The following is a 21,600-nucleotide window of genomic DNA, read 5'->3' as shown; positions in this document are numbered from 1 at the left end:
ATTCCAGCATAAGTATGAGGATAAAATGATGATATTTATTTTGGCTGCACCAACATTGAAAAATATATTTGTGGTATCAAAACTGATCAATTCGTTATTGTGATATCTTATTGCAGTAGGAATAAGTAGAGGAATCTAGAATGTTGCAGGAAAGCTCATCTATGTAAGGGAGTTCAAAATTAATGAAATAATGCTATTACTTGATAAAGAAGAAAAAGAAATATTAGGAGCATATTTTGTTTTTCAAAATCAAAATTAGTAGTATAAAATATATAGAACTGTTGGCAGATGAATATTGAAGTAGTTCTATAAAGAAATAAAAACCGCCCATTATCTAGGTGAGGTGAACCGTACCATAAATGAATAATAGAAAAACAGGATTTTAGTATAAAGAAAAAATAATATATTTTCAAAAATTAGGAAGGGAAATATGGAAATAAGAAATAGTTATGAAAAGGCAATACAGTTGATAAACAGTAGTAATACACTAGCATTATCCGCTATAGATGAATATGGTTATCCTAAAATCTATGCAATGGAGAAAGTGGTGTCAGAAGATCTAAATAAAATTATTTTTATTACTAAACGGGATTCAAACAAGGTACGTTTATTGAATATAAATAATAAATGTTGTGTAGAGTTACATACTGAAGATGATAGTGTTTGTTTAAAGGGAAATATAGAGATCCAAGAAGATGATGAAACGAAGAGAAAAATTTTACCTAGTCAGTATGTGGAACGATTAGAGAGAAGTGGTATGCAAAGATACTGTGTGTTAATTTTTACAACCATTACTGTAGATTTATATATCGATGGAGAGTTTGATCATACTTAATTTATAGTTTTCTAAAATCTAGGGTTTATTTTTAAGGGAATATTTTTATTATATTTATAAAAGGAAATGCTTAATAGCTGGTAACTACTAAGCATTTCGAAAGTGAGACGTTTGTGCGTGATTAGCACGTAGTGGGTGCTAATTTTATTTTAGGGCTATTGGAAAAGTACATTAAAGTAATTATAGAAGAGAGAGGCATACCTATTATTGGTCGGATGGAGTGCTCTTTTTTGGTTTCAAAACTAACTTTAAAACCTTTTAGATTACCTTCAAGATTAAATTTAATAATATAAATATCTTTAAGAACATAAACATCTGCAATTGCAATTTCTTACGGTTGCAGATATTTTGGCTATAATACAGTGCTTAGATAGCTGGAGACTATAATCAGCTATTTTTTACATGTATTATACAAGACTTTAATTCATTGCTATACTATAGCCAATAAGCAATAAGCTTATTAGATGAAAGAACAAATACATAGCATTTTAAATAGTAAAAAGATGGGGGAGATGAAATAAATGTATAAATTATGGAAGGCATTAGAACAAGCAAAAAAATACAAATGGGTAGAGTTATCTCACTCCATGAATAATGATAGTCCATATTGGAGTGGTATCCCAAACGGTTCAGTTGAATTAGCTAAAACCTGTTTTGAATGGGGGAACCCAATGCTTGAGTGTCTCATTCAGACTTTTAAATTTCCAGGCCAATTTGGTACACACATTGATTTTCCGGGACACTTTATTAAAGGAAAAGATTTGTCAGAAAAGTATGGGGTGAATGATTTAATATTTCCACTGTGTGTTATTGATATCACACCGCAGGTCGAAAAGGATGATAGATATGCTGTTACAGTAGAAGATATCAAAAAGTATGAAGCAGAGTATGGAGAAATTCCTGAAGGAGCGTTAGTGGCATTAAGAACAGACTGGTATAAAAAATGGCCAGATATGGATGCATTTTCTGGCACTAAAGAGGATGGCAGCGAGAATTTCCCAGGCTGGTCAATAGAAGCAATTGAATATATTTATGAAGTCAGAAGAGCAGCAGCAAATGGGCATGAGACCTTAGATACAGATTCTTCAGCAGTAGCTGAAAAGGCAGGAGATTTGATATGTGAGCGTTATGTATTACAACAGGAGAAATTACAGGTAGAATTATTAAAGAACCTAGATCAAGTGGCACCAGCTGGTGCAGTAATTATTGTTTCTTATCCAAGATTTGAAGGAGCAAGTGGCCTGCCAGCAAGAGTGTGGGCAATCACAGAGTAAAAAGTTAATAGTGGGAAAAACTATTCAATTTATAAGACGATTAAAAGATTAGAAAACCGTCGCTTAATAAGGCATGGCTGTATCATGTTGCAACTTCAAGTTGACAAGGTGAAACTGTAGAAAAGCGCTGGACTAATCGAACTAAATAGCAAAGCCGTCAGGCGAGCCCACTCTCACCCTGACGGCTTTGTTTTATAGTGTTTAAAATTATTTGGGGAAATAACACCTTTTTCAAAAATGCCACACGTTTATCCATCAGATTTTTTACCAGATTGCTGTTAACGGCGATGTCATAGCCGTGCATGGTGGCTATAGTTTCGTGGAGTTCAACTTCTATACCGGACTCCTTTAGAAGCTGGGCGTAGAGGAGTCCACTGTCCAGTAAACAGTCAAATTCTGCTGTCTCCACATAAGCAGAGGACAGTCCTGCCAGGGAGAGAGCTCCCACTGGAGAAAAGTATTCCATATGCTCATAGTCTTTAGTGGAGGAATAGAGAACGGTAAATTTTTTCATACTGCCACATTCCATATTTCTATCAACCCATGGATAGATAAGTACCTGAGCACAAAGGAACTGTACACCTTGTCGCTAGCCATTAGGCACAAAACAGTAGCTAGATTACCACCAGCACTATCACCAACCAAAGCAACTCGTTGTTTGTAAAAAGTTAGTTTATCGAATAATAATTATTATTCAAGAGTTGAGTATGGTGTATAATAATAGTGAGACTATAGTATAAAGTACCATAGAGACAATATATTTTAATTAGTAGGTATAATGAAAGGATTAATGGTTAATATGAAGAAGTTAAAGAAATTATTAAGTTTGGCAGGCTCTATACTTGTAGCAGGGATGTTATTGACAGGATGCAGTGGAAAGAGTTCTGATACAATTAACTTTTTTAATTACGGAGCTAATATAGACAATGAAACATTAAAGGAATTTGAGAGAGAATATGGCATAAAGGTGAAAATGGACAATTTTGATGATATGGAGACAATGTATCTAAAGATTGCTGGTAGCGATGTTAAATATGATGTCATATTAGTATCAGACGCGTTAATGCCAAGGATGATTGAAGAAGGGCTACTTCAAAAGCTTAACAAGGATAATATTACTAATATAGCTCAGATGGATGAAGAATATTTAAACTTAAGCATGGATCCAGGTAATCAATATTCGGTACCTTATATGTTTGGAACCATAGGAATCATTTATGATAAGAATCAAGTATCAGAGCAAGTAGATAGCTGGGATATACTATGGGATGAGAAGTATAGAGATAAAGTCTTCATGTTTGACACCTATAGAGATACTATAGGCGTGGCCTTAAAGAAACTAGGATATTCCATGAACTCAGATAATCTAGAGGAACTTGAAGCAGCTAAAGAGCTTTTATTAGAGCAAAGAGAATTAGTAGACCCAATATACGGCGTTGATAATGGAACCACAATGATAGCCAGCGGGGAAACAGCTATCAATATGATTTGGTCTGGTGAAGGACTCAATCTTCAAGACGAATATCCAAATCTAGTTTATACCATACCTAAAGAAGGGGTAAATTTCTGGATTGATAGTCTGTGCATTCCAGCTAATGCAACAAATGTAGAAGGCGCTGAAAAATTCATTAATTTTGTTAGTGATAAAGAAAGCGCATTAAGAATAGCTGATGAAATTGGCTATACCACACCAAACAAAGAAGCCAGATTAGAACAAGCAGAATATATAAAAAACAATCCAAATGCTTATATGACAAAAGAAATGATGGACTTAAGTGAAATATATGAGCCTTTTTCACTTGATGTAAGGCAAATGTATGATAGTGTATGGACACAAATTAAAGTAAATTAGTAACATTATAACTTTTTATTAGGGATTCGGATTCTTGGCCACATATACATAAGTGTAAAAACAAAATAAATAACTTCCCACGGCATAATTACCACAGCTTCAACCTGAGGAACTGACCGGGTCAGCCAAGTCTCAATCTATTGTTATAGGTACCTCTGGACTTAAGGAAGATGTTCACTGGTGCGCTGCAAGGAAGGGCCACTTATAAGTTGTTTTAAATGTTTTTATACTTAGGATTACCAAACAAAGTTTTAAAAACCAGAGTCTTAAGGTCTTAGCTTCCTAGCATAGGGTGCACCGGCCAAGACTTTAAGGAGCTCCTCACTCATTGGTTTGGCTTTCATAATGAATCTTAGTAGGCACTAAGCTATAACGCATATATGCTGAGGAGCCATCTTGCGCCTTGATTAAGGCCTACTTATATAGTTGTGAAAGTTCATTTCAAGAGTCTGGAACAAAAAAACAGCTTACCAAGTACAAATAGTACTTGGTAAGCTGTTTTTTTTGGCTATTTATAACTACGATAAATTGAAATTTGTCGGGGAATTTACTAGGCTATTTGGGCGGAACTGAGAGAGGGTGGCTACCTGCCGTGGTTCCGCTCCGTATTTTCAGTAGGCACTAAGCTCACTTTTTTGGATGAACGCCCACAAACTCGCTACGCTCAAACACGTGGGCTAAGTACCATCCAAAACGTTCGCTAAGTGCCTACTAAAAATACTCCGAAGTCACCCCGTCAGGCAGCCACCCTCTCTCAGTTCTACTAGCAATAACGCGTAAAGTGGCCTCCATTAAGTGTTTTCAAGAAAAAACAAAACTTGTTATTATCTTTTTTCTGCACTTTTCACTTAGGGGGTTGAACGCTTAAGAGATCAATAATGCTTGTAAGGCTCCCTAGCTTCCTTACAGAGCTACTTCTTGGCAAAACAGACTTATGGGAAGCTTGATACATTATTACTATGGGCGTCTGCCCTGGTTCTGAGTATTTTTTAACTGTCGTTACGCCTTCTTTCCACGCTGCTTCACTGTCTTGGATGTTTATGAGGTCAACAACGTTTGTGAAAATGAGTGGGTATGGGTGCCTGGAGTAGTGACTTGGGAGCATTTTTTAGAAGCACTTAGTGAACATTTTAGATGGGTTTTAGGCAGCTGTTTGAACGAAGTGAGTTCTGCCGTTCATCTAAATAAGTGAACTTAGTGCTTCAAAAAATGTGAACCGGAACAACGTAAGGCACCCATACCCACTCATTTTCTCTCAGACGTACTTCTCATAAACGCCAAGACAAATTTCAATTTATGTGACTAAATAATTATTAAAAAAGTTTAACTAAACATCTAAGAAATGATATAATTATTTAAAAAGTCAAACAATTAGTGTGAGTGTATTTAAATAGGTATAAAAGGGAGTGAACCGTCATGTTAGAATTGCCAGAGGTGTTGACTGTTTCAAAGCAACTTAAGAATCATATTGTTGGAAAGAAAATCAGTAAAGTTTTGCCGCCATCTAAAGTACATAAGTTTTGTTGGTATAATGGGGAACCAACAGAATATAATGCAGCCATTAAAGGTAGCGAAGTGATATCGGTAGAGGGCTTTGGAATATTTGTAGAAATAACTTTTTCTAATGGCTATAAGCTATGCTTGAATGATGGTGTTAATGTAAGGCTAGTGCCCTCTAACGAAAAAACGAAAAACTTTCAATTACTTATTGAGTTAGAGGATGATTTGGTATTGGTATTTACAGTGGCTATGTATGGGGGAATTTTCCTTCATGATGGAAGCTACGACAATGAATACTATTTAAAAAGTAAACAAGCTATATCACCATTTTCCAAAGTATTTACAGAGCATTATCATAAAACATTTATGGAAAGTAAGCCTAATTTAAGTGCAAAAGCTTTTCTTGCTACCCAGCAGCGCTTTCCTGGAGTTGGTAATGGTGTATCGCAAGATATTCTATTTGAAGCAGGTATTCATCCTAAACGCAAGATTAGTACCTTTAGTGAAGCGGATAAAGACAGGTTATTAGAAAAAATCATTACTGTTTTAAATGAAATGGTTCAAAATGGTGGGCGTGATACAGAGAAAAACATTTTTGGAGAAAAAGGTAGCTATAAGGTAAGGATGTCAAAGAATACTATGGGGCTAGGTTGCCCAAAATGTGGGGGAGAAATTTTAAAAGAAACTTATCTTGGTGGGTCTATTTATTATTGTACTCAATGTCAACCATTAGTTAAGGACTAATAGAACGAATAGGGCTAACATCCCTATAAATTGTAGATTCTATAATGAAACAAAGACAAAGCTTGAATTAGTAGCTGCTCTAGTAGGAGGAATATTATCTGTAAAGTGGCGTAATGAGGTTGTATTAGGTAGATTAAGTAAATGGAAAGATAAGCATAAACAAAGATATAAGAAATGTAATGGAGTCTAAATATTATGGAAGTTGTTTAAATATTGAACAGATAGATGGGGGAGTATAGATGTGGTTTAAAAAAGAGAAATTTAATAAGGGTGCACTTTTAGAAGAATTACAGAGTTTGAGTTATCCGGAACGTAATAAGAAAATGGCATTACTAAGTGTAGAGCATAGGGATAACAAGGAATATAGTAACTTTTTAGAACAATTCTTTACAAGTACGGTGTATGAGGCAATGTTAGGATTAATTGGAGCGTCTATCTTACAAGATATGAAGCTTGTTAAATTAGGATTAGCATTCCCGGCTATTAGTGTACAGTACAAGTCTATTAGCATCCTTGCGTGCATAGGTAACTATGAAGAAGTTAGAAGTGAAGTTTTACGCTTATCCTTTGAAGGGCGCAGGAGATTATTCTATAAACTTGTCCAATGGAAGCGAATAGAAATTGTGGAAGCACTTATAGAAGAGATATACACTATATATGGAATGCGAGAGGCAGAAATTCTTCTACCTGGATGTAAAGAAGAGATGTTTACAAAGTGGGGAGATATTTTAAGTGATTCAATTATCAATTGGAAAAAGTATGTAAACCGTTATCCTAAAATTGTTTTAAGTACTTTTGGTAAGAAGCTTCAAACAGCTGCCTTAAGAGAACGAATAAATATATGGCATGACTTTTATGAAGCAATGGAAGGGCTTTGTACCCGCTTTCCAAATGAAATTTTAGAATATGTCATTCAGTATGGACCACTTTCAGTATTATGCCAAGTATTGAAACGATGGATGGGCGTTTTAGTGGTTGCTGATACTCAAAAAGTTTTTGAAATACTATGTCATAAGGAGTGTAGGCAAAGTCTACTTGAATATGGGATTCCAAAGAGGATATTTCTAAAAAAAGAATATTTTACTAAGGAACAATGGATAGTATTAGCCAAGCTTTTTACAACTGATATGTATCAATTAAAGGATATATTTCATGCCTTAGCACCTTCTATGAGAGCAGAAGTTTTTGAAGCGATTTATCCTATAGAAGATAGAAAAGATAAGGTCATTCCAGAAGTAATTCTAAAGGAACTCCCTTATACACTTCGTCATCAAGAGGCAAAGCGAATGCTAGAATTAAGTAGTATAAAAGAGAGTAGAGAAGATAGAATACGTATGACTTCTTTTTTGCCCATAGAACAAGCAAGGGATGCATTGATAGAGGCTACGACTACATCAAATGCAGAGGAACGGGGAGATGCAATTGTAGCTTTGATAAGATGTACAGTTAGGTCAAATAGAGGGATGGACCAAACATTAAACTTTTTAGCAACACGGTTTAAAAATGACCAAGCGCCTGTAAAGGATAAGATGATCACAGCGTTGGGAGTTTGTAAAGGAAGTCTTTTCAAAGAAGATCATCTAAAGGACCTTGAATGTATTATTAATAATATAATAGAAGCAAGGGACTCAACAAGGGGCATGCAAGCAGGGGTTGCCATTTTGGCAATCAACCTTTTAAAGAGCAATATACAGGAGAAGGGAAATGCTTGTTTTGAGTTTGGGAGAAAAGCTATCACACATTTAGCAGAAGTAGCAAGAGATTTTCATTTGATTTCTTTGGTGGAAGACATGCCAAAGGGAATAGAGAAAATTGTTTTTGAGGCACTTTGTCCTACACTTAAACAAGAAATTAGGAAAGAAAAATATGGAATGGTACTACTTTTAGCAGGTGTATGTGGTAAAAGGGGATATGCAATTAATGAATTACAAGAGTTACTTTATGAAACCACAATGGCTAAATCAGAGCATGTGGCCAATAGAGCAATCGGATACTGGTTAGAAGATATGAAAACCCGAGATACACGTGTTAAGCAATTACTTGATAGGGATTTATCAGTTATTAACAATGAAATGGTATTTTCTCATGTACATCATCGTCGCCAAGAATGGTTAACACCATTTTTAGCAGGGAGGATTATACAAGGGCAGTTCTTATCAGGTAAGACCATCTATCTTATTCCAGCACATAATGAGTTTATACGATGGTTACCACAACAACAACAAAGCTTTAGTAAGCTTCTAGAAAAGATAATTTATAATAAAGCATATGGGCAATATGAACGTGCTAATAGTATTAAAAAGATAGCGAAGTTACCAGATGTGTCACCACAAACTTTTATAAATGTATTAGATGACCAAAATGCTATTATAGTAGAAGCTGCACTTCAGGCACTTTCTAATATTGAAAATCCGGAAGAGGCTGTACCTATTTTGCTTCACTACTTAGATAATGACTATGCCAAGGTAGCTATGTTTGCATTATCGAAATGTTTAAAGAAGATGACACCTACTCGCACACAACAAGTCCTTGAAGAGATTTTACAAAAAACCAAGCAAAAGATTACAGTAAGAAAAGAAGTGGTACGTTTATTAGGCGTGTATAAAAACAAGGAAAATATCAACTTGCTAGAAAAGGAATTTACAAAAGAAAATTGTCATAAAGATGTGATTATGGCCATAGGGCATGCCGCTAGGGGGAGGCTAGAAGAAGAAAGGGCGTGGCATTTATTAGAGCAAATAGCTACCATAAAAAGTGATGACATACAAAGAAGCCTTATTAGTCAATCAACATATAGAATGCCTATGGCATATAAAAAGCGTTATTTAAAACTATTAATGACAGTAGCTAAGAATGGAACATCGCAAATTGTTAAAGAGACTTATGCTAGTATAGGTACTTGGGCAATAGGGAATGAAAAAGAGGTAGCACGTGTACTAAGTGAAACCATTTTAAACGTAGAAGAAACTTTAGGTTGGAAAGAAGCAATACAGGCACTTATCGCTATTAATGATGAAGGAAAGGTAAATGAAGAGGTTGTTAAGATTTTAGAACAGCTTATTAAGCCATTAGAGGAATCAATGCGACCAACATTGCAAAGAGATTTACCACATAGGCAAAGGCTTATGGCACTAATTGTGGAACTGATTAGATTGCCAAAAAATATAAGAATAAGATTAAGTCAATTATTTAAGTCATGCCTTAATGTACTGGAAAGTGAAAAGACTTTAAGATATAGTAGCGCACAAGTATGTTTAGCAGCAATTAATTGGGAAAATCATGAAGAGGTATTTGAGGCCATACATTATATAGGTCAATGTTTGGAGGAAGTACCTTGCTATTTAAGCGAGTTTAAAGATCAAGTGGTACAAGAACTAAGAGTATCTGAGGGATATTGGAAGGAAGAAAATTTACTAGCAACACTTAAAAGAGGTAGAGAAGTAGAGAAAACAAGTGTAAGGTGGGTGTCACTAATAATGCTTGAAGCCATGGTTCAAAAGGTAAGCTGGAAGAAAGAATGTATTGACTTACTCATGGACTTTAGAAAAGACAAGGATTTAATGATTAAGTCATATGCATTAAATATTTGGATTACAGAATAAAAAGGAGGCAAACATGCATTTTTATTGTAAATGTGGTAATCGTATTTCAGATACAACAGATTTTATTCCGTATAAAGCACACCTTATTGCTGATCAAGATTTTGATGACCTTTTAGAAAGCATAGAACAGTTAATGAACCAAGTTGTAAATAACCCAAAGGTATTAGATAAGTCTATAAATACAATGTATGATTTGCTTTATAAAGCGAATAAGAGTGTTTATCAATGTGAAAAATGTGGAAATTTATTTATAGATGGTAAAGGAAATACTTTAGAGGCATTTCAGCCAGAGACAGATGAGATGAACAAGCACTTACTTCAATCTATTAAAGGTGAAAAATGGAAGGGATTTTTAATAGCTGAATGGAATGAGATTAAGCCTGACTGGAGTGATGCACATGGCCATATATTTATAGAAACACTGACCAGTGTAAAAGGGTATGAGACAAGAAGCTTTAATGATTACGAAGTATTTGAGAAATCATATTATGATCTTCTGGAGGTGCTTACAAAGAAAGAGGCATTGCGTCGAAGTTCTCTTAAGAAAGATCGCCAGCTCTTACATGAATGGAAGATAACAAGTTGATTAAGTTACCAAAAAATACAATCAATAAATATTATAGGTCTTATGATTCAAGGAATGGTATTTGAAAAGAAGCTTAATGACTGATAGCATAGCACTGAGTATATGAGAAGGTGAATCCAATAAGTAATATGAATGAAGACACTACTTTTAGGGATGGAGTGTCTTTTTTCTTTTGTTTGACAATATCACTAGTTAGTGATATATTTAACCCATGGACAATGTTAAAAAATTAATTAACGACAATCAATTAGCACTATCCACTTTAGTTGTCTTCACAAGGGCTGAGCATGTGATTCATAAGAAGGAACTTGAAACAGTGAAAAAGAGTGGATTAACACCAGCTCAGTTTGGCGTTTTAGAAGCACTATATAATAAAGGAGATTTACGAATCTGTGAGTTAATAGAGAAGATATTAACCACATCTGGAAATATAACAGTAGTAATAAAAAATTTAGAAAAGGATGAACTAGTAAAAAGAAATCCAGATCCTCAAGATAAAAGATCATGTATTATATCATTAACAGAAAAAGGAAAGCAGGTTATAGAAAGTATTCTACCAGACCATATTGAAAATATAAGAAATATTTTTGATACATTAACGGATGAAGAGAAAATGACTTTGAAGACTATCCTTAAAAAGTTTAAAAACATATAGAAATATTTTTTTAAATAACTATCACTAATTAGTGATAATTGCAAAGGCAAAAGAAGAAAGGAAGGAGAGCAATGAAAAGCTATAGAACAATAGAAAAGGTATTTAGAGGACCAGAGATTCATATGGTTGGAGATGGATTCAGAGTATCACAATACTTACCAGCAGGAACAAATGACATGAAACGTCTATCCCCATTTTTGTTATTAGATTATCATGCACCTCATTATTATGAACCAGCATCAACTGTTCGTGGTGTTGGAGCTCATCCTCATCGAGGGTTTGAAACTGTAACAATTGCTTATGAGGGCAAAGTTCAGCATCATGATAATAAAGGAAATCGTGGCATTATAGGACCTGGAGATGTACAGTGGATGACTGCTGCATCGGGGATTATGCATAAGGAATATCATGAAACAGAGTTTAGTAAAAAAGGCGGCATTTTACATATGATTCAGCTATGGGTTAATCTGCCTAAGGATAAAAAAGGAACTGAACCTAAATATCAAGCGCTGTTAAAAGAAGAAATGGGAAAATTTGAGCTTGAAAATAACCAAGGTGAGATAAGTATTATTGCTGGAGAGGTTAATGGTGTTAAAGGGCCAGCAAGTACATTTACTAAGATGAACATTTATAATGTAGACCTAAAGAATAACGGAAAAGTTTTATTAAATGAATCAAGTAGTTTTAACACAGGCATACTGGTATTAAAAGGACAAGTTAAAGTAAATGAAGATAAAGTATGCAAAGAAGGCGATTTTGTTTTGTTTGATAATGTAGAAGGCAGTATTTTAGCTGAATCTATGAGTGAAGAAACGCTATTTATTGTACTGAGCGGAGAACCAATAGATGAACCAATTATATCATATGGTCCATTTGTTATGAACACAGAAGAAGAAATATATAAAGCCTATGAAGATTTAAAAAATGGTAAATTCGGAACAGAAATATTTTAAAATAGAATTTTATTAATAATAAGAAGGAGTAATGAGATATGAGTAAAGTATTATATATTAAAGCAGATGTTAAAAATGAAGAGGATTCAAGAACTTTTAAAGTATCTAATAGTTTTATAGAAGACTATAAGAAAAATAACCCAGAAGATGAGGTTATTGTATTAGATTTATATAAGGAGAATATAGATTTTCTAAGGTTAGAAGATCTAGGAGGGATTTTTGGACCTAAGGATGAGGCAAGTAAAAATCATCCAATACTAAAATATGCTTATCAATTTGCAGAAGCAGATAAGTATGTCATTGCAGCACCTATGTGGAATTTAAGTATTCCAGCTATTTTAAAGGCTTATATAGATTATGTAAGTGTGACAGGCATAACATTTGCATATACTGCGGAAGGTCCAGTAGGGCTTTTAAAGAATAAAAAAGCAGTTCATGTAGTATCTAGAGGCGGCGAGTATGGTAATGCACCATATGAAATGGGAGATAGATACTTAAGAACTATATTAGGCTTCTTCGGTATAGCAGAAATAGAAACCATTGCCATAGAAAATCTAGATGTTATAGGAGTAAATGTAGAGGAAAAGCTAGAAGAAGGCATACGCAAAGCTAGTTTGCTTGCAAAAGAATTTTAATTATAATAAGGATAGATATAATGAAAGGGAGAGCTACAAAGCTTAGTTTATAGTTTTGTAGCTCTCCCTTTGAGTTAAAGGAGAGTAAGCTAATAGTTGTCATACGTAAGTTTGAAAAATTTTATTTTATGTGTAAGAGTTTTAGATTAAACAATAGCCTTTAGGGTCTTAGTGTCCTAAAGGCTATTGTTATCTGTAAACTAAAAATAAAAATGTCAAAGGACGTTTTATACAAAAATGATAGGCCCTATAATAGGCTAAAGTGACGAAGTTTTGTAAGCATCAAAAATTTCGTTTGCGAATAAAAAATTTTAAGTGATAAAATTTATTTATAAGTAAGAACAAGCAAGGACTATCCCCAGTTTCTAATAATCATCTGACAGCTAGTTACTTTAATAATGGTGACAGAAGGGTAAATCATAGAAAGGAAGAAAATAAAATGAGAAGAATTGTAAGTGCATGTTTATCACAAACTATCAAATTTGACACCATGAGCGATTTGAATCCAGAGAAAGAGTTTGAACTTTACTGTAAGAAGCTAGATACTAGGAAGACTAAGTATATGATTGAAGAGAAGAAAAAAGATGAAGACGGATGCTTGATTGTGAAAATAAAAAGACAATACAATGAGTATAAAACAGATGGATATATGAAATAGAAAAGAAGTAGCACTTTGGAATAATGTCTAAGGTGCTATTTTAATCTTTTTGAAAGGAGTTGATATCATGTTTGAAATAGGAGAACATATTGTATATGGCAATATAGGCATATGTGAGATAGTGGATATTAAGAAGTTAGATATTCAAGAAAAAAAGACAAGTGAGCTATATTATATTATGAGACCGTTTCAGGAGCCAAGTAGCCAAGTATTTACTCCTATAGACAATAAGAAGATTGTGATGCGAAAAATTATGTCAGAAGCAGAGGCGGAGACGTTGATTCAAAATATGCCTCATATGGAGGTGATGGACATCACTAATGATAAATTAAGAGAGCAAGTCTATAAAGAGGCACTACACAGCTGTGATAGTAAAGAATGGGCTAGGATTTTAAAAATACTTTATTTACGTAAGCAAGAACGTCTTTCACAAGGAAAGAAAGTTACAGCTACAGATGAAAGATATATCAAAACAGTAGAGGCTAGATTATTTACGGAATTAGAGCTTGCGCTTCATCTTTCTAAAGACAAGATAGCAAGTATCATACAACAAAAAATGACCCATATCAGTTAATATGAAAATAAGAGCTGCTTATAAGATGATTGAATAACAATCTTATAAGTAGCTCTTATTTGTGTCTTTATATTTAAGTAGAATCTTGAAAGAAATTAGCGCAAGAAAAGTAGTAAAAAGTTATTTTATGAATGTTTTTATGACATGATGTGAATATTGTATTGAAAATTATAAAAAATACTTATAATGTAAAAATGTGGGAACAATGGACGACACTATTCGGCACAACAGGAGATATTTAGAACCAAATTCATGTATATGTTCTATCTATAGGATGGGGATATACGAAGAAAGGAGAGAGATGTTTAGCTTTAAACTAGAAAAAAGTTTAATAAAGGGAAATAGCAGTATAAGGACATTTTTAAGACAGCTTTCAATTTTATTTGGTTGTAGAAGTATCGGGATTATTATAGGCATTTTTATTACTATATTAAATGGAAGAGTACTGACAGTAGAGGATATGGGGCAATTTAATTTGGCAATTAATTTATCCAATGTTCTAGTTATACCGCTAGTTTTTGGAACGAATACGAGCGTGCTTAAAATCTTACCTGAGACAAGGGAGAACCAGAAAGGGACGGTAATTGGAACGGTTTTTCTTTGTAATGGACTTATGTGTATACTGGGAGGCATTTTATTTTGTAGCTTCTCCTTTTGGGGAAGTGGCCTATTAAAGATTTCCAGTATGAGCTGGTATTTAGCAGTTATTATTGCTATTACAAGTAACTTATGTATTGTGACAGAAACCTTTTTGAAACATCAGCAGGACTTTAAAAATATCGGTTTAGGTAAGCTTATAAGTAGCATTGTTTTACTACTGGCTTATCTTATAGGTGTTTATTATCTAAAGCTGGTAGATGTGAAACTATTTTTAGTATTTAATGTGATAAGTCAGCTTATATTATTTTTAATATTAGTAGTAAAAGTTGATTTTCATCAGATTCATTTTAGTTTAAAAGTAGCAAAAGATATTTATTCTCTTAGTGTGCTATATATGTTAAGCTGGCTTTTATCTACATTTTTATATAATGCAGATATCTATATTTTAGCTTATTTATCAGATCATTATGAAGTTGGTGTATACAGTGCTTATCAAGTAAATGTAAGAAATTATTTTTCTATTTTTTATCATGATGTATTTGCAGCTGTATTTTTACCTACTATTTTATCTATGAAGATTAAAAAGGATGAAATATATAGGAATGTTAACAAATGGATTCCTGCCATATTTGGAATCATTGTTATGGGAACGGCTGCTGTATGCAGCTTATTTATTATAAGCTACGGTAAACAATATGAATTGAATTTTTTATATGTAGCATTAGTAGCATTGGGAATTGGATTTCAGAGTATATTCTTTTTGATAAACTCAATTTTGGTTATAGAAGGTATGGAGGGAGCTAAATTATCCCTAGCTATTATGAGCAAGCCATTTCCATTTCTTGTAGCCAATATATTTTTATTAACCTATTTATTTGGGAAGATAGGAACGTTAATTGCATTCCCTGTGAATCAGCTTATTTTAGTAATTCTGCTGCTATATAAGACTAGGAGATATCGAGAGGGTGATACAAATGGATGTTAGACCAAAGCCCTATTTCTCTTCTTCTGCATCATTAGAGTCAAAACAAATATGCATGGGTTTAGCTATATTAAGACCTCGGCAATGGATAAAGAATGGTTTTGTCTTTTTAGGTATTTTATTGCAACTAAGGTTTCCAAGTTGGAGCCAAATAATTCAAGTGATAATAGGAGCAATTTTGTTTTGCGGAATTAGTTCTACCATATATATTTTTAATGATTTAATCGATTTTGAAAAAGATCGAATACATCCAGAAAAGAAAAAGAGGCCAATTGCCTCAGGGCAGATTAGTAAGAAAGTCGCTATAAGTTTAATGGTAGTACTAGGGACTATAACACTCATTAGTGGGTACTTCTTCAATAGAAATTGTGGAATCATTTTAACTGTATATGTACTTGTCAACATCATGTATTCGTTGCAGTTAAAAGAATATATCTTTATTGATTTGTTTTGTATTTCAGTAGGCTTTACATTGCGTGTTTTACTAGGTTTTATTCTTTTAGGATTACCCATAACAGAGTATAAGTGTTTATGGTTCTTACTTTTTATTATGTTTTTTACACTGTTTATTGGATTAGGCAAACGTAAAAGTGAACTGATTATTTTATCAGCTCAGTCAAGCTCGCATAGGGGAAGTTTAAAGCAGTATTCTTTGGAGCTTATTAGTGAAGTGATGCCGATTTTAATAACTTGCACTTTAATAACATATATCATGTATACCATAGAAAGTAAAAACGTAATGATTGTTTTTTCAACCGTATTTTTACTTTACGGTATCTTAAGATATCAATATCTTTACAACAACATATATGCGCTTGGTAAACCTGAAAATATTATTTTTATAGATCGTCCTATGAGAATTTGCATTTTAGTCTGGGGATTTATTTATATTGGAGCTGCCATTGAGAGATTAATCGCTGGGGTGTAGGAGGAAACATATGAAAAAAAGTTGTAGCATAGTCATACCAACCAAGGACAAATTATCTAGACTAGCATTGACACTTAAATGTTTGGAGCCTCAAGTGACAGAAGATGTTCAAGTAATAGTTGTATTTGATGGATGTAAAGAGGAAACAATAGAAGGTTTTTCAAATCTCAATTTATCTTATGAGATAGATCCGATTATCAGCGAAAAAAATGTAGGTCGAGCAGCAGCGAGGAACTTAGGAATTGCTGAGGCTATAGGTGATGTTATTATATTTCTAGATGACGACCGACTTACAGAACGTGATTTTATTAATAAGCATCTATCGTATCATGAAGAAGAGCCTTGTGTTGTTTTAGGGGAAAGAATGGACCTTAAATATAGCGAAGAAGCTATTTTAGATTTGGCAGGAGAAGAGACAATCGAGAAGACATTAAGTGAGATTCAAAAAGGAGCACATAAGGAATTTTACTATAATATTAAAAAATGGTTTCTACGAAAGCCTAGACATGCGCTAAGATATATTGCTTTTATCACAGGAAATGTATCAATCGATACTTGCCTTATTAAACAGCTGGGAGGATTTGATGAGTCGTTTAAAGGCTGGGGCTATGAAGATACAGACTTAGGATATAGATTAGCCAAAGAGAATGTTAAATACATAGCTGATTACTCTATTATTTGTTATCACATGTTACATAGCCATGTACGAGGGCAAAAAAGTAATGAGGAACTTAAGAACCTCGATTACTTTAAAGCTAAATTTCCTAGAGACAAGACGCTACAAAAAGTTATTGGACTATATACTATAAAAGCAAGTTTGCGATTATAAGTAGGAGAAAGGAGTTTAGAATGGATCAAATAAAAGCAAGTGTTATTATTCCGACTCTGAATAAACTTTCTAGACTAAGATTAGTGCTTAAATCCTTAGAGCCGCAAATAACAGATGATATAGAAGTTATTATTGTGTTTGATGGATGTGATAAGGAAGTGATAAGTGCATTTCATGAACTAGAGTTTGCTTTTAAACCTATTGAGGTCATTTGTGAAATTAATATAGGTAGAGCAAGCGCAAGAAATAGAGGTATTGAAGTAGCTAAAGGGGAAATTATTATATTTTTAGATGATGATCGTATTACTGCACCTAATTACATCAAAAGTCATATAAGGCACCATGAAGTAGGCCATGTAGCTGTATTAGGTAAACGTAAAGAACTCTATTTAGCTGATAAGGAGATAGAGAATTATTATAATGACTTTGAGGCCTGTATAGGAAGATGTGAAGCTGAAGGTGACAACGATCAAGGCTATAGCATCTTTCCTCTGATAGCTCAGTTTGTTCCTTGGATTAATTTTTTTACTGGGAATGTATCAGTAAAAAAAGCAGATTTACTAAAGGCAGGGTGTTTCGATGAAGCCTTTAAACAATGGGGCCATGAAGATATGGATTTGGGAATCCGCATGGCATACAACAAGGTAAAAATCATGAGATGTGAGGATGCAGTTAATTATCATATGATGCATCCCAGCAATTTTGCTGATAAGAGGCAAGCTTCTATTAATAATATGAAATACCTAATGAAGAAACATAGAAAAAAGATAGATGTTCAAATGATCTTTACAGCAATTATGATTAAGCAAAAGTTATTCGGTATTTATGTACCCAAAAATCAACAAAACAAATATAAATTAAGAGGTGAAGAATAATGAATTTTTTAAAGAAATATTTATGGCTTATTAGTTTATGTATTGGTGGCTTTGGAACCTTATTCATTTGGTTTTGTCTTCCTAGGCAATCTCAAATAGATGAGTGGTGGTGGTTAGTAGTCAAATTTGCTGTGTTTGCTTTTGCAATAATAGGTATAAGTTTCTTCCCGAATAAATTACGAGCAAGTCATTTGCTATGCTGTTTGCCTTTTATTCCTTTCCTATGTTACATCATTCCTAGATTAAGCTTTAGTGGGATTTTTGGAACAATAGAAGATCCGGTTAAACAAGGAGAATTTTATACAGTACTGTATTTGCTATGTTATCCACTCATTATGATGTCTATAGCTTTTGCACATCGTATGGGAGGCGGAAAGCCAGGACAATCTATAAAGATTTGTTTAATAGGTATTACACTCATTTTCTCAGGTCTATTAGATTTGTGTTTTAATACGGCTAATGGACGCCCTCTAGCTGAATCATTAGATTATGCATACCATATTATTATTATTTTTGGTAGATCATTAACCTGGAAAGAAGGCTTTATATTTGCACTATGTCATATTCCATTAATTGTTTTATTTATTTGGTTACCATTAGATAAATGGTTTGAAAAGATAGGTTTAACTGAGAAGCGCACAGAGGAGAAGAATGAGTGGAGTATGTAGAGGTATTTGATTTTGATGGTACCATCTACAATGGGGATGCAACATTAGATTTTTATTTCTTTTGCTTAATGAGGCATCCACGGCTCATGAAATATGTACCAAGGCAGACGCTATCCGGGATTAAGTATTATTTAAAAAAAGAAGACATAGTTTATTTTAAATCTCAATTCTTATGTTTCTTAAAGGAAATTAATTTAAAAGAGGAAACAGAGATATTTTGGATTAGCTACTATAGAAAAATAAAGCATTGGTATAACATAAGAGAGAAGAATAGAGATATAATTATATCAGCTTCGCCAAGGTTTTTACTGGAACCTATATGTAAGGATTTAAAAGTAAAAGGGCTTATTGCTTCTGAAGTAAATGAAAAAACAGGAGAGCTAATAGGTCTTAATTGCAAAGGAGAAGAAAAGGTAAGACGATTTAAAGAGAGGTTTGGATATATGCCAATTAAGACGTTTTACTCCGATTCTTTATCAGATACGCCTATGGCAAGATTGGCGCAGCAAAGCTATCTAGTAAGAAAAGAAGAGATTAGACCTTGGAGATAAGATATTATAAAAAGCGGGCCCCACGTACTTATTTCAGTACGTGGGGTCCCTTTTGGTTATCTCTAATAAATAGAAATTTGTCGGTGACTTTACTGGCTATTTGGGCGGAACTGAGAGAGGGTGACTACCTGCCGTGGTTCCACTCCGCATTTTCAGTAGGCACTAAGCTCACTTTTTTGGATGAACGCCCACAAACTCGCTATGCTCAAACACGTGGGCTAAGCCCCATCCAAAACGTTCGCTAAGTGCCTACTAAAAATACTCCGAAGTCACCCCGTCAGGCAGCCACCCTCTCTCAGTTCTACCAGCAATAACGCGTAAAGCCACTCTCCTGCAGTGTTTTCAAGAAAAAAGAAAAATAGAAAAGAAAAATTGCTATCAAGTCTTTTCTGCACTTCTCGTTTAGGGTATTGAACGTTTAGGAGGTCAATAATGCTTATAAGGCCTCTAGCTTCCCTCTTTAGCTAGTTCTTGGTAAAAACAGACTTATGAGAAGCTTAATGCGTTATGTGTTTTTTAACTGTCGTTATGCCTTCTTTCCCTACAGTATCACTGTCCTAGAAGTTTATGATGTCAATAACGTTTGTGAAAATGAGGGGGAGGGCTGCCTGGAAGAGTGACTTGGGAGAATTTTTTAGAGGCACTTGGTGAATGTTTTGGATGGGTTTTAGCACGAGTGTCTGACCAGCGGGAGTTTTCGTGCGTTCATCCAAATAAGTGAGCCTAGTGCCTCTAAAAATTTGAACCGGAACTCTGGAAGGCAGCCCTCCCCCTCATTTTCTCCCAGACGTAATTCTCATAAACGCCAAGGCAAATTTCTATTTGTTAAATCCTTGCCTAATATACCTTTTGATATAGTCATCATAGTAACCAACTAGAAGTGTTAATGCATAGTCAAAAATTAAAAAGGCAGGTTGGAGAAGTAGATAGATGAGTATAGAACTAGAAGTTGAATTAAGCCCCAAGGAAGCTAGGCGAGATAAAAGTTTAGCAAAAATAGCTTGTAAATCTATACCTAGTATTGCTTTGATTAAAAAGAAGGTTATCAAAAAGGCAATATTAAAAAATACTAGCTTAAGTATCATCTCTATAAAAGGCTTATTCATACGTTCAATGAAACCTTTTATAATGCCATAAATGCCAAAGAAAAGAATATAGAGAAAGCTAATATTAGGAGGCGCAAAAAGTAAGCTTCCAATGCTGGAGCAAACATATACAAGTATAGCAGTTTTAACGCCTTTTTCCATTAGTGCAATGAGAGGAATAAAGGAAAGAAGTGCTAAAAGGGTTAGGGTATTAGTAGGAATCAATCTTGTTAGATAAAGTAAAATAAGACTTATAGCCGTTAAAATACCACCAAAGGCAATAGAACTTGCTTTCATTAACGCTTCCTCCTCTTCGTTTGGTCTTTGCAGTTACAGTTATGGGTTACCTTAGTATACTTATCCATCATACCAAGAGAAATGATATTATGAAGAATGGCTTCATTTCTTTGAAGTGGCAATTTTTCTAAATGTTCTTTTACTGAAGAACCACAATTAAGTAAGGTAAAGCTGACACGGTCTTTGATTTTAGGGAAAAGTTCCTCAAAGCTTAAGTTTTCTTTATTATAGAGAAAGTCTAAAGGATTAAATTTATTTTTTTCCATATCCTTTTTTAGATCATCAACAGCATCGATAATATAAATCCATTTCCCTAGGCAATAGCCAAAATGAAAGAGGTGCTCACGGGTAGTGGCATTATCCTCCACAATTTCAAAAGGATAATCTTTAAAAATATGAGCTACGATCAAACTAAAAGGATCGGCAATCTCATCTATAGAAGAAAAACTTTTAGTTTCCTCTAACAAAGTAAGCTTGTTTAAATTGGTTTCGATGATGCTATAAATGTCATCCATAGAAGTAGGGAATTTATTTTTATAGGGTTTTAAGATAGTAGCTAACGTCTTACTTTTTAAACTGTGATCATCATGTTCATCATCTAAAAGTTTAAAATAAACCAATGCAACATTCATAGCAGCAGCATAGAAAAGAGCCTGGTTATCAAGTAAAACCGGCTTCTTTTTAATAGGATTAGTCATACAAACTTTAGGAGTAGGAAAGGTTTCTTTAGGACTTAAGCTATCTAAAAGCAGAGCCAAAAATGTCATATCATAGTTTAAAATCATTCGAGGCAGATTTCCAAAATGCTTTTTAATATGAAAGCATAAGCCGCAGTAGTAGCTTTTAAACTCTTCGTATTCTCTGATTTTAAGTTCATCTTTTAGTGGAGTGACATAACCAAACATAGTAAACTCCTT

At 33.9% G+C, this 21,600-nt stretch carries 20 protein-coding genes and 1 pseudogene; 17 read left to right on the top strand and 4 right to left on the bottom strand.

Going from position 1 to position 21,600, the window contains the following annotated elements:
- Window positions 1–430: 430 nt before the first annotated feature.
- Both QTL86_RS15760 and QTL86_RS15755 read left to right on the top strand, forming a co-directional pair.
- A complete protein-coding gene (locus QTL86_RS15760) occupies window positions 431–835 on the top strand; it encodes a pyridoxamine 5'-phosphate oxidase family protein (protein ID WP_127065449.1) in 405 nt (134 codons plus the stop codon).
- Window positions 836–1,356: 521 nt separating this feature from the next.
- Window positions 1,357–2,109, top strand: a complete 753-nt coding sequence (locus QTL86_RS15755; RefSeq protein WP_127065450.1) for a cyclase family protein — start codon at window positions 1,357–1,359, stop codon at window positions 2,107–2,109.
- A 157-nt stretch (window positions 2,110–2,266) separates the two neighbouring features.
- Here QTL86_RS15755 and QTL86_RS15750 read toward each other — a convergent pair whose 3' ends face one another.
- Window positions 2,267–2,662 carry an alpha/beta hydrolase fold domain-containing protein gene (locus QTL86_RS15750; RefSeq protein WP_330547614.1) on the bottom strand — a complete coding sequence of 132 codons (396 nt, stop codon included), beginning with the start codon at window positions 2,660–2,662 and terminating at the stop codon, window positions 2,267–2,269.
- A pseudogene (locus QTL86_RS15745) lies at window positions 2,620–2,763 on the bottom strand (alpha/beta hydrolase fold domain-containing protein); the annotation flags it as partial. The gene QTL86_RS15750 and the pseudogene QTL86_RS15745, both read right to left, overlap by 43 nt.
- Window positions 2,764–2,887: 124 nt before the next feature.
- Here QTL86_RS15745 and QTL86_RS15740 point away from each other — a divergent pair.
- From QTL86_RS15740 to QTL86_RS15670, 15 genes are all read left to right on the top strand, one after another.
- Window positions 2,888–3,961 carry an ABC transporter substrate-binding protein gene (locus QTL86_RS15740; protein ID WP_410495372.1) on the top strand — a complete coding sequence of 358 codons (1,074 nt, stop codon included), beginning with the start codon at window positions 2,888–2,890 and terminating at the stop codon, window positions 3,959–3,961.
- Window positions 3,962–5,377: 1,416 nt separating this feature from the next.
- Window positions 5,378–6,205 carry a DNA-formamidopyrimidine glycosylase family protein gene (locus tag QTL86_RS15735; RefSeq protein ID WP_127065453.1) on the top strand — a complete coding sequence of 276 codons (828 nt, stop codon included), beginning with the start codon at window positions 5,378–5,380 and terminating at the stop codon, window positions 6,203–6,205.
- A 239-nt stretch (window positions 6,206–6,444) separates the two neighbouring features.
- The gene (locus QTL86_RS15730) at window positions 6,445–9,807 is read left to right on the top strand and encodes a HEAT repeat domain-containing protein (protein ID WP_410495371.1); all 3,363 of its coding nucleotides are present in this window, start codon (window positions 6,445–6,447) and stop codon (window positions 9,805–9,807) included.
- 13 nt (window positions 9,808–9,820) lie between these two features.
- Entirely contained in the window at window positions 9,821–10,393 is a 573-nt protein-coding gene (locus QTL86_RS15725; RefSeq protein ID WP_127065455.1) for a hypothetical protein, read from the top strand.
- A gap of 211 nt (window positions 10,394–10,604) precedes the next feature.
- Window positions 10,605–11,048 carry a MarR family winged helix-turn-helix transcriptional regulator gene (locus tag QTL86_RS15720; protein WP_013655436.1) on the top strand — a complete coding sequence of 148 codons (444 nt, stop codon included), beginning with the start codon at window positions 10,605–10,607 and terminating at the stop codon, window positions 11,046–11,048.
- Window positions 11,049–11,119: 71 nt separating this feature from the next.
- Window positions 11,120–12,001 carry a pirin family protein gene (locus QTL86_RS15715; RefSeq protein ID WP_410495370.1) on the top strand — a complete coding sequence of 294 codons (882 nt, stop codon included), beginning with the start codon at window positions 11,120–11,122 and terminating at the stop codon, window positions 11,999–12,001.
- A gap of 38 nt (window positions 12,002–12,039) precedes the next feature.
- The gene (locus QTL86_RS15710) at window positions 12,040–12,636 is read left to right on the top strand and encodes an FMN-dependent NADH-azoreductase (protein WP_127065457.1); all 597 of its coding nucleotides are present in this window, start codon (window positions 12,040–12,042) and stop codon (window positions 12,634–12,636) included.
- Window positions 12,637–13,075: 439 nt separating this feature from the next.
- Window positions 13,076–13,294 (top strand): protein pyrBI, encoded by a 219-nt coding sequence (locus QTL86_RS15705; RefSeq protein WP_127065458.1) that lies wholly within the window; start codon window positions 13,076–13,078, stop codon window positions 13,292–13,294.
- Window positions 13,295–13,361: 67 nt separating this feature from the next.
- On the top strand, window positions 13,362–13,868 hold the full coding sequence (locus QTL86_RS15700) for a CarD family transcriptional regulator (RefSeq protein ID WP_127065459.1): 507 nt from the start codon (window positions 13,362–13,364) through the stop codon (window positions 13,866–13,868).
- Between the two features lie 301 nt (window positions 13,869–14,169).
- Window positions 14,170–15,453 carry an oligosaccharide flippase family protein gene (locus QTL86_RS15695; protein WP_190283493.1) on the top strand — a complete coding sequence of 428 codons (1,284 nt, stop codon included), beginning with the start codon at window positions 14,170–14,172 and terminating at the stop codon, window positions 15,451–15,453.
- Window positions 15,443–16,378 carry a UbiA prenyltransferase family protein gene (locus QTL86_RS15690; RefSeq protein ID WP_127065461.1) on the top strand — a complete coding sequence of 312 codons (936 nt, stop codon included), beginning with the start codon at window positions 15,443–15,445 and terminating at the stop codon, window positions 16,376–16,378. Before QTL86_RS15695 ends, QTL86_RS15690 begins: the two co-directional genes overlap by 11 nt.
- Before the next feature lie 10 nt (window positions 16,379–16,388).
- Entirely contained in the window at window positions 16,389–17,207 is an 819-nt protein-coding gene (locus QTL86_RS15685; RefSeq protein ID WP_013655443.1) for a glycosyltransferase family 2 protein, read from the top strand.
- A 20-nt stretch (window positions 17,208–17,227) separates the two neighbouring features.
- A complete protein-coding gene (locus tag QTL86_RS15680; RefSeq protein WP_127065462.1) occupies window positions 17,228–18,082 on the top strand; it encodes a glycosyltransferase family 2 protein in 855 nt (284 codons plus the stop codon).
- Complete coding sequence (locus tag QTL86_RS15675) at window positions 18,082–18,750, top strand: hypothetical protein (RefSeq protein WP_127065463.1); 669 nt, start codon at window positions 18,082–18,084, stop codon at window positions 18,748–18,750. Before QTL86_RS15680 ends, QTL86_RS15675 begins: the two co-directional genes overlap by 1 nt.
- Window positions 18,738–19,301 (top strand): HAD-IB family phosphatase, encoded by a 564-nt coding sequence (locus tag QTL86_RS15670; RefSeq protein WP_127065464.1) that lies wholly within the window; start codon window positions 18,738–18,740, stop codon window positions 19,299–19,301. The genes QTL86_RS15675 and QTL86_RS15670 overlap by 13 nt, the downstream gene beginning before the upstream one ends.
- An 818-nt stretch (window positions 19,302–20,119) precedes the next feature.
- On the opposite strand, the gene QTL86_RS15665 is transcribed toward QTL86_RS15670, so the two are convergent.
- Both QTL86_RS15665 and QTL86_RS15660 read right to left on the bottom strand, forming a co-directional pair.
- Window positions 20,120–20,683: a hypothetical protein gene (locus QTL86_RS15665; RefSeq protein ID WP_410495369.1), complete on the bottom strand. Its 564-nt coding sequence runs from the start codon at window positions 20,681–20,683 to the stop codon at window positions 20,120–20,122.
- Entirely contained in the window at window positions 20,683–21,588 is a 906-nt protein-coding gene (locus QTL86_RS15660) for a DUF5685 family protein (protein WP_410495368.1), read from the bottom strand. The genes QTL86_RS15665 and QTL86_RS15660 overlap by 1 nt, the downstream gene beginning before the upstream one ends.
- Between the last annotated feature and the right edge of the window lie 12 nt (window positions 21,589–21,600).

The sequence above is a fragment of the Cellulosilyticum sp. ST5 genome (assembly GCF_046529625.1).
Taxonomy (GTDB): domain Bacteria; phylum Bacillota; class Clostridia; order Lachnospirales; family Cellulosilyticaceae; genus Cellulosilyticum; species Cellulosilyticum lentocellum.
The sequence above is the reverse complement of the archived record's forward strand: the minus strand, read 5'-3'. Positions and strand labels throughout refer to the sequence as shown.

What these genes read in the sequence shown, in the direction of transcription:
- QTL86_RS15760 (WP_127065449.1), top strand. Translation starts at nt 431, where the DNA reads ATGGAAATAAGAAATAGTTATGAAAAGGCAATACAGTTGATAAACAGT.
- QTL86_RS15755 (WP_127065450.1), top strand. Translation starts at nt 1,357, where the DNA reads ATGTATAAATTATGGAAGGCATTAGAACAAGCAAAAAAATACAAATGG.
- QTL86_RS15740 (WP_410495372.1), top strand. Translation starts at nt 2,888, where the DNA reads ATGAAAGGATTAATGGTTAATATGAAGAAGTTAAAGAAATTATTAAGT.
- QTL86_RS15735 (WP_127065453.1), top strand. Translation starts at nt 5,378, where the DNA reads ATGTTAGAATTGCCAGAGGTGTTGACTGTTTCAAAGCAACTTAAGAAT.
- QTL86_RS15730 (WP_410495371.1), top strand. Translation starts at nt 6,445, where the DNA reads ATGTGGTTTAAAAAAGAGAAATTTAATAAGGGTGCACTTTTAGAAGAA.
- QTL86_RS15725 (WP_127065455.1), top strand. Translation starts at nt 9,821, where the DNA reads ATGCATTTTTATTGTAAATGTGGTAATCGTATTTCAGATACAACAGAT.
- QTL86_RS15720 (WP_013655436.1), top strand. Translation starts at nt 10,605, where the DNA reads ATGGACAATGTTAAAAAATTAATTAACGACAATCAATTAGCACTATCC.
- QTL86_RS15715 (WP_410495370.1), top strand. Translation starts at nt 11,120, where the DNA reads ATGAAAAGCTATAGAACAATAGAAAAGGTATTTAGAGGACCAGAGATT.
- QTL86_RS15710 (WP_127065457.1), top strand. Translation starts at nt 12,040, where the DNA reads ATGAGTAAAGTATTATATATTAAAGCAGATGTTAAAAATGAAGAGGAT.
- QTL86_RS15705 (WP_127065458.1), top strand. Translation starts at nt 13,076, where the DNA reads ATGAGAAGAATTGTAAGTGCATGTTTATCACAAACTATCAAATTTGAC.
- QTL86_RS15700 (WP_127065459.1), top strand. Translation starts at nt 13,362, where the DNA reads ATGTTTGAAATAGGAGAACATATTGTATATGGCAATATAGGCATATGT.
- QTL86_RS15695 (WP_190283493.1), top strand. Translation starts at nt 14,170, where the DNA reads ATGTTTAGCTTTAAACTAGAAAAAAGTTTAATAAAGGGAAATAGCAGT.
- QTL86_RS15690 (WP_127065461.1), top strand. Translation starts at nt 15,443, where the DNA reads ATGGATGTTAGACCAAAGCCCTATTTCTCTTCTTCTGCATCATTAGAG.
- QTL86_RS15685 (WP_013655443.1), top strand. Translation starts at nt 16,389, where the DNA reads ATGAAAAAAAGTTGTAGCATAGTCATACCAACCAAGGACAAATTATCT.
- QTL86_RS15680 (WP_127065462.1), top strand. Translation starts at nt 17,228, where the DNA reads ATGGATCAAATAAAAGCAAGTGTTATTATTCCGACTCTGAATAAACTT.
- QTL86_RS15675 (WP_127065463.1), top strand. Translation starts at nt 18,082, where the DNA reads ATGAATTTTTTAAAGAAATATTTATGGCTTATTAGTTTATGTATTGGT.
- QTL86_RS15665 (WP_410495369.1), bottom strand. Translation starts at nt 20,683, where the DNA reads ATGAAAGCAAGTTCTATTGCCTTTGGTGGTATTTTAACGGCTATAAGT.
- QTL86_RS15660 (WP_410495368.1), bottom strand. Translation starts at nt 21,588, where the DNA reads ATGTTTGGTTATGTCACTCCACTAAAAGATGAACTTAAAATCAGAGAA.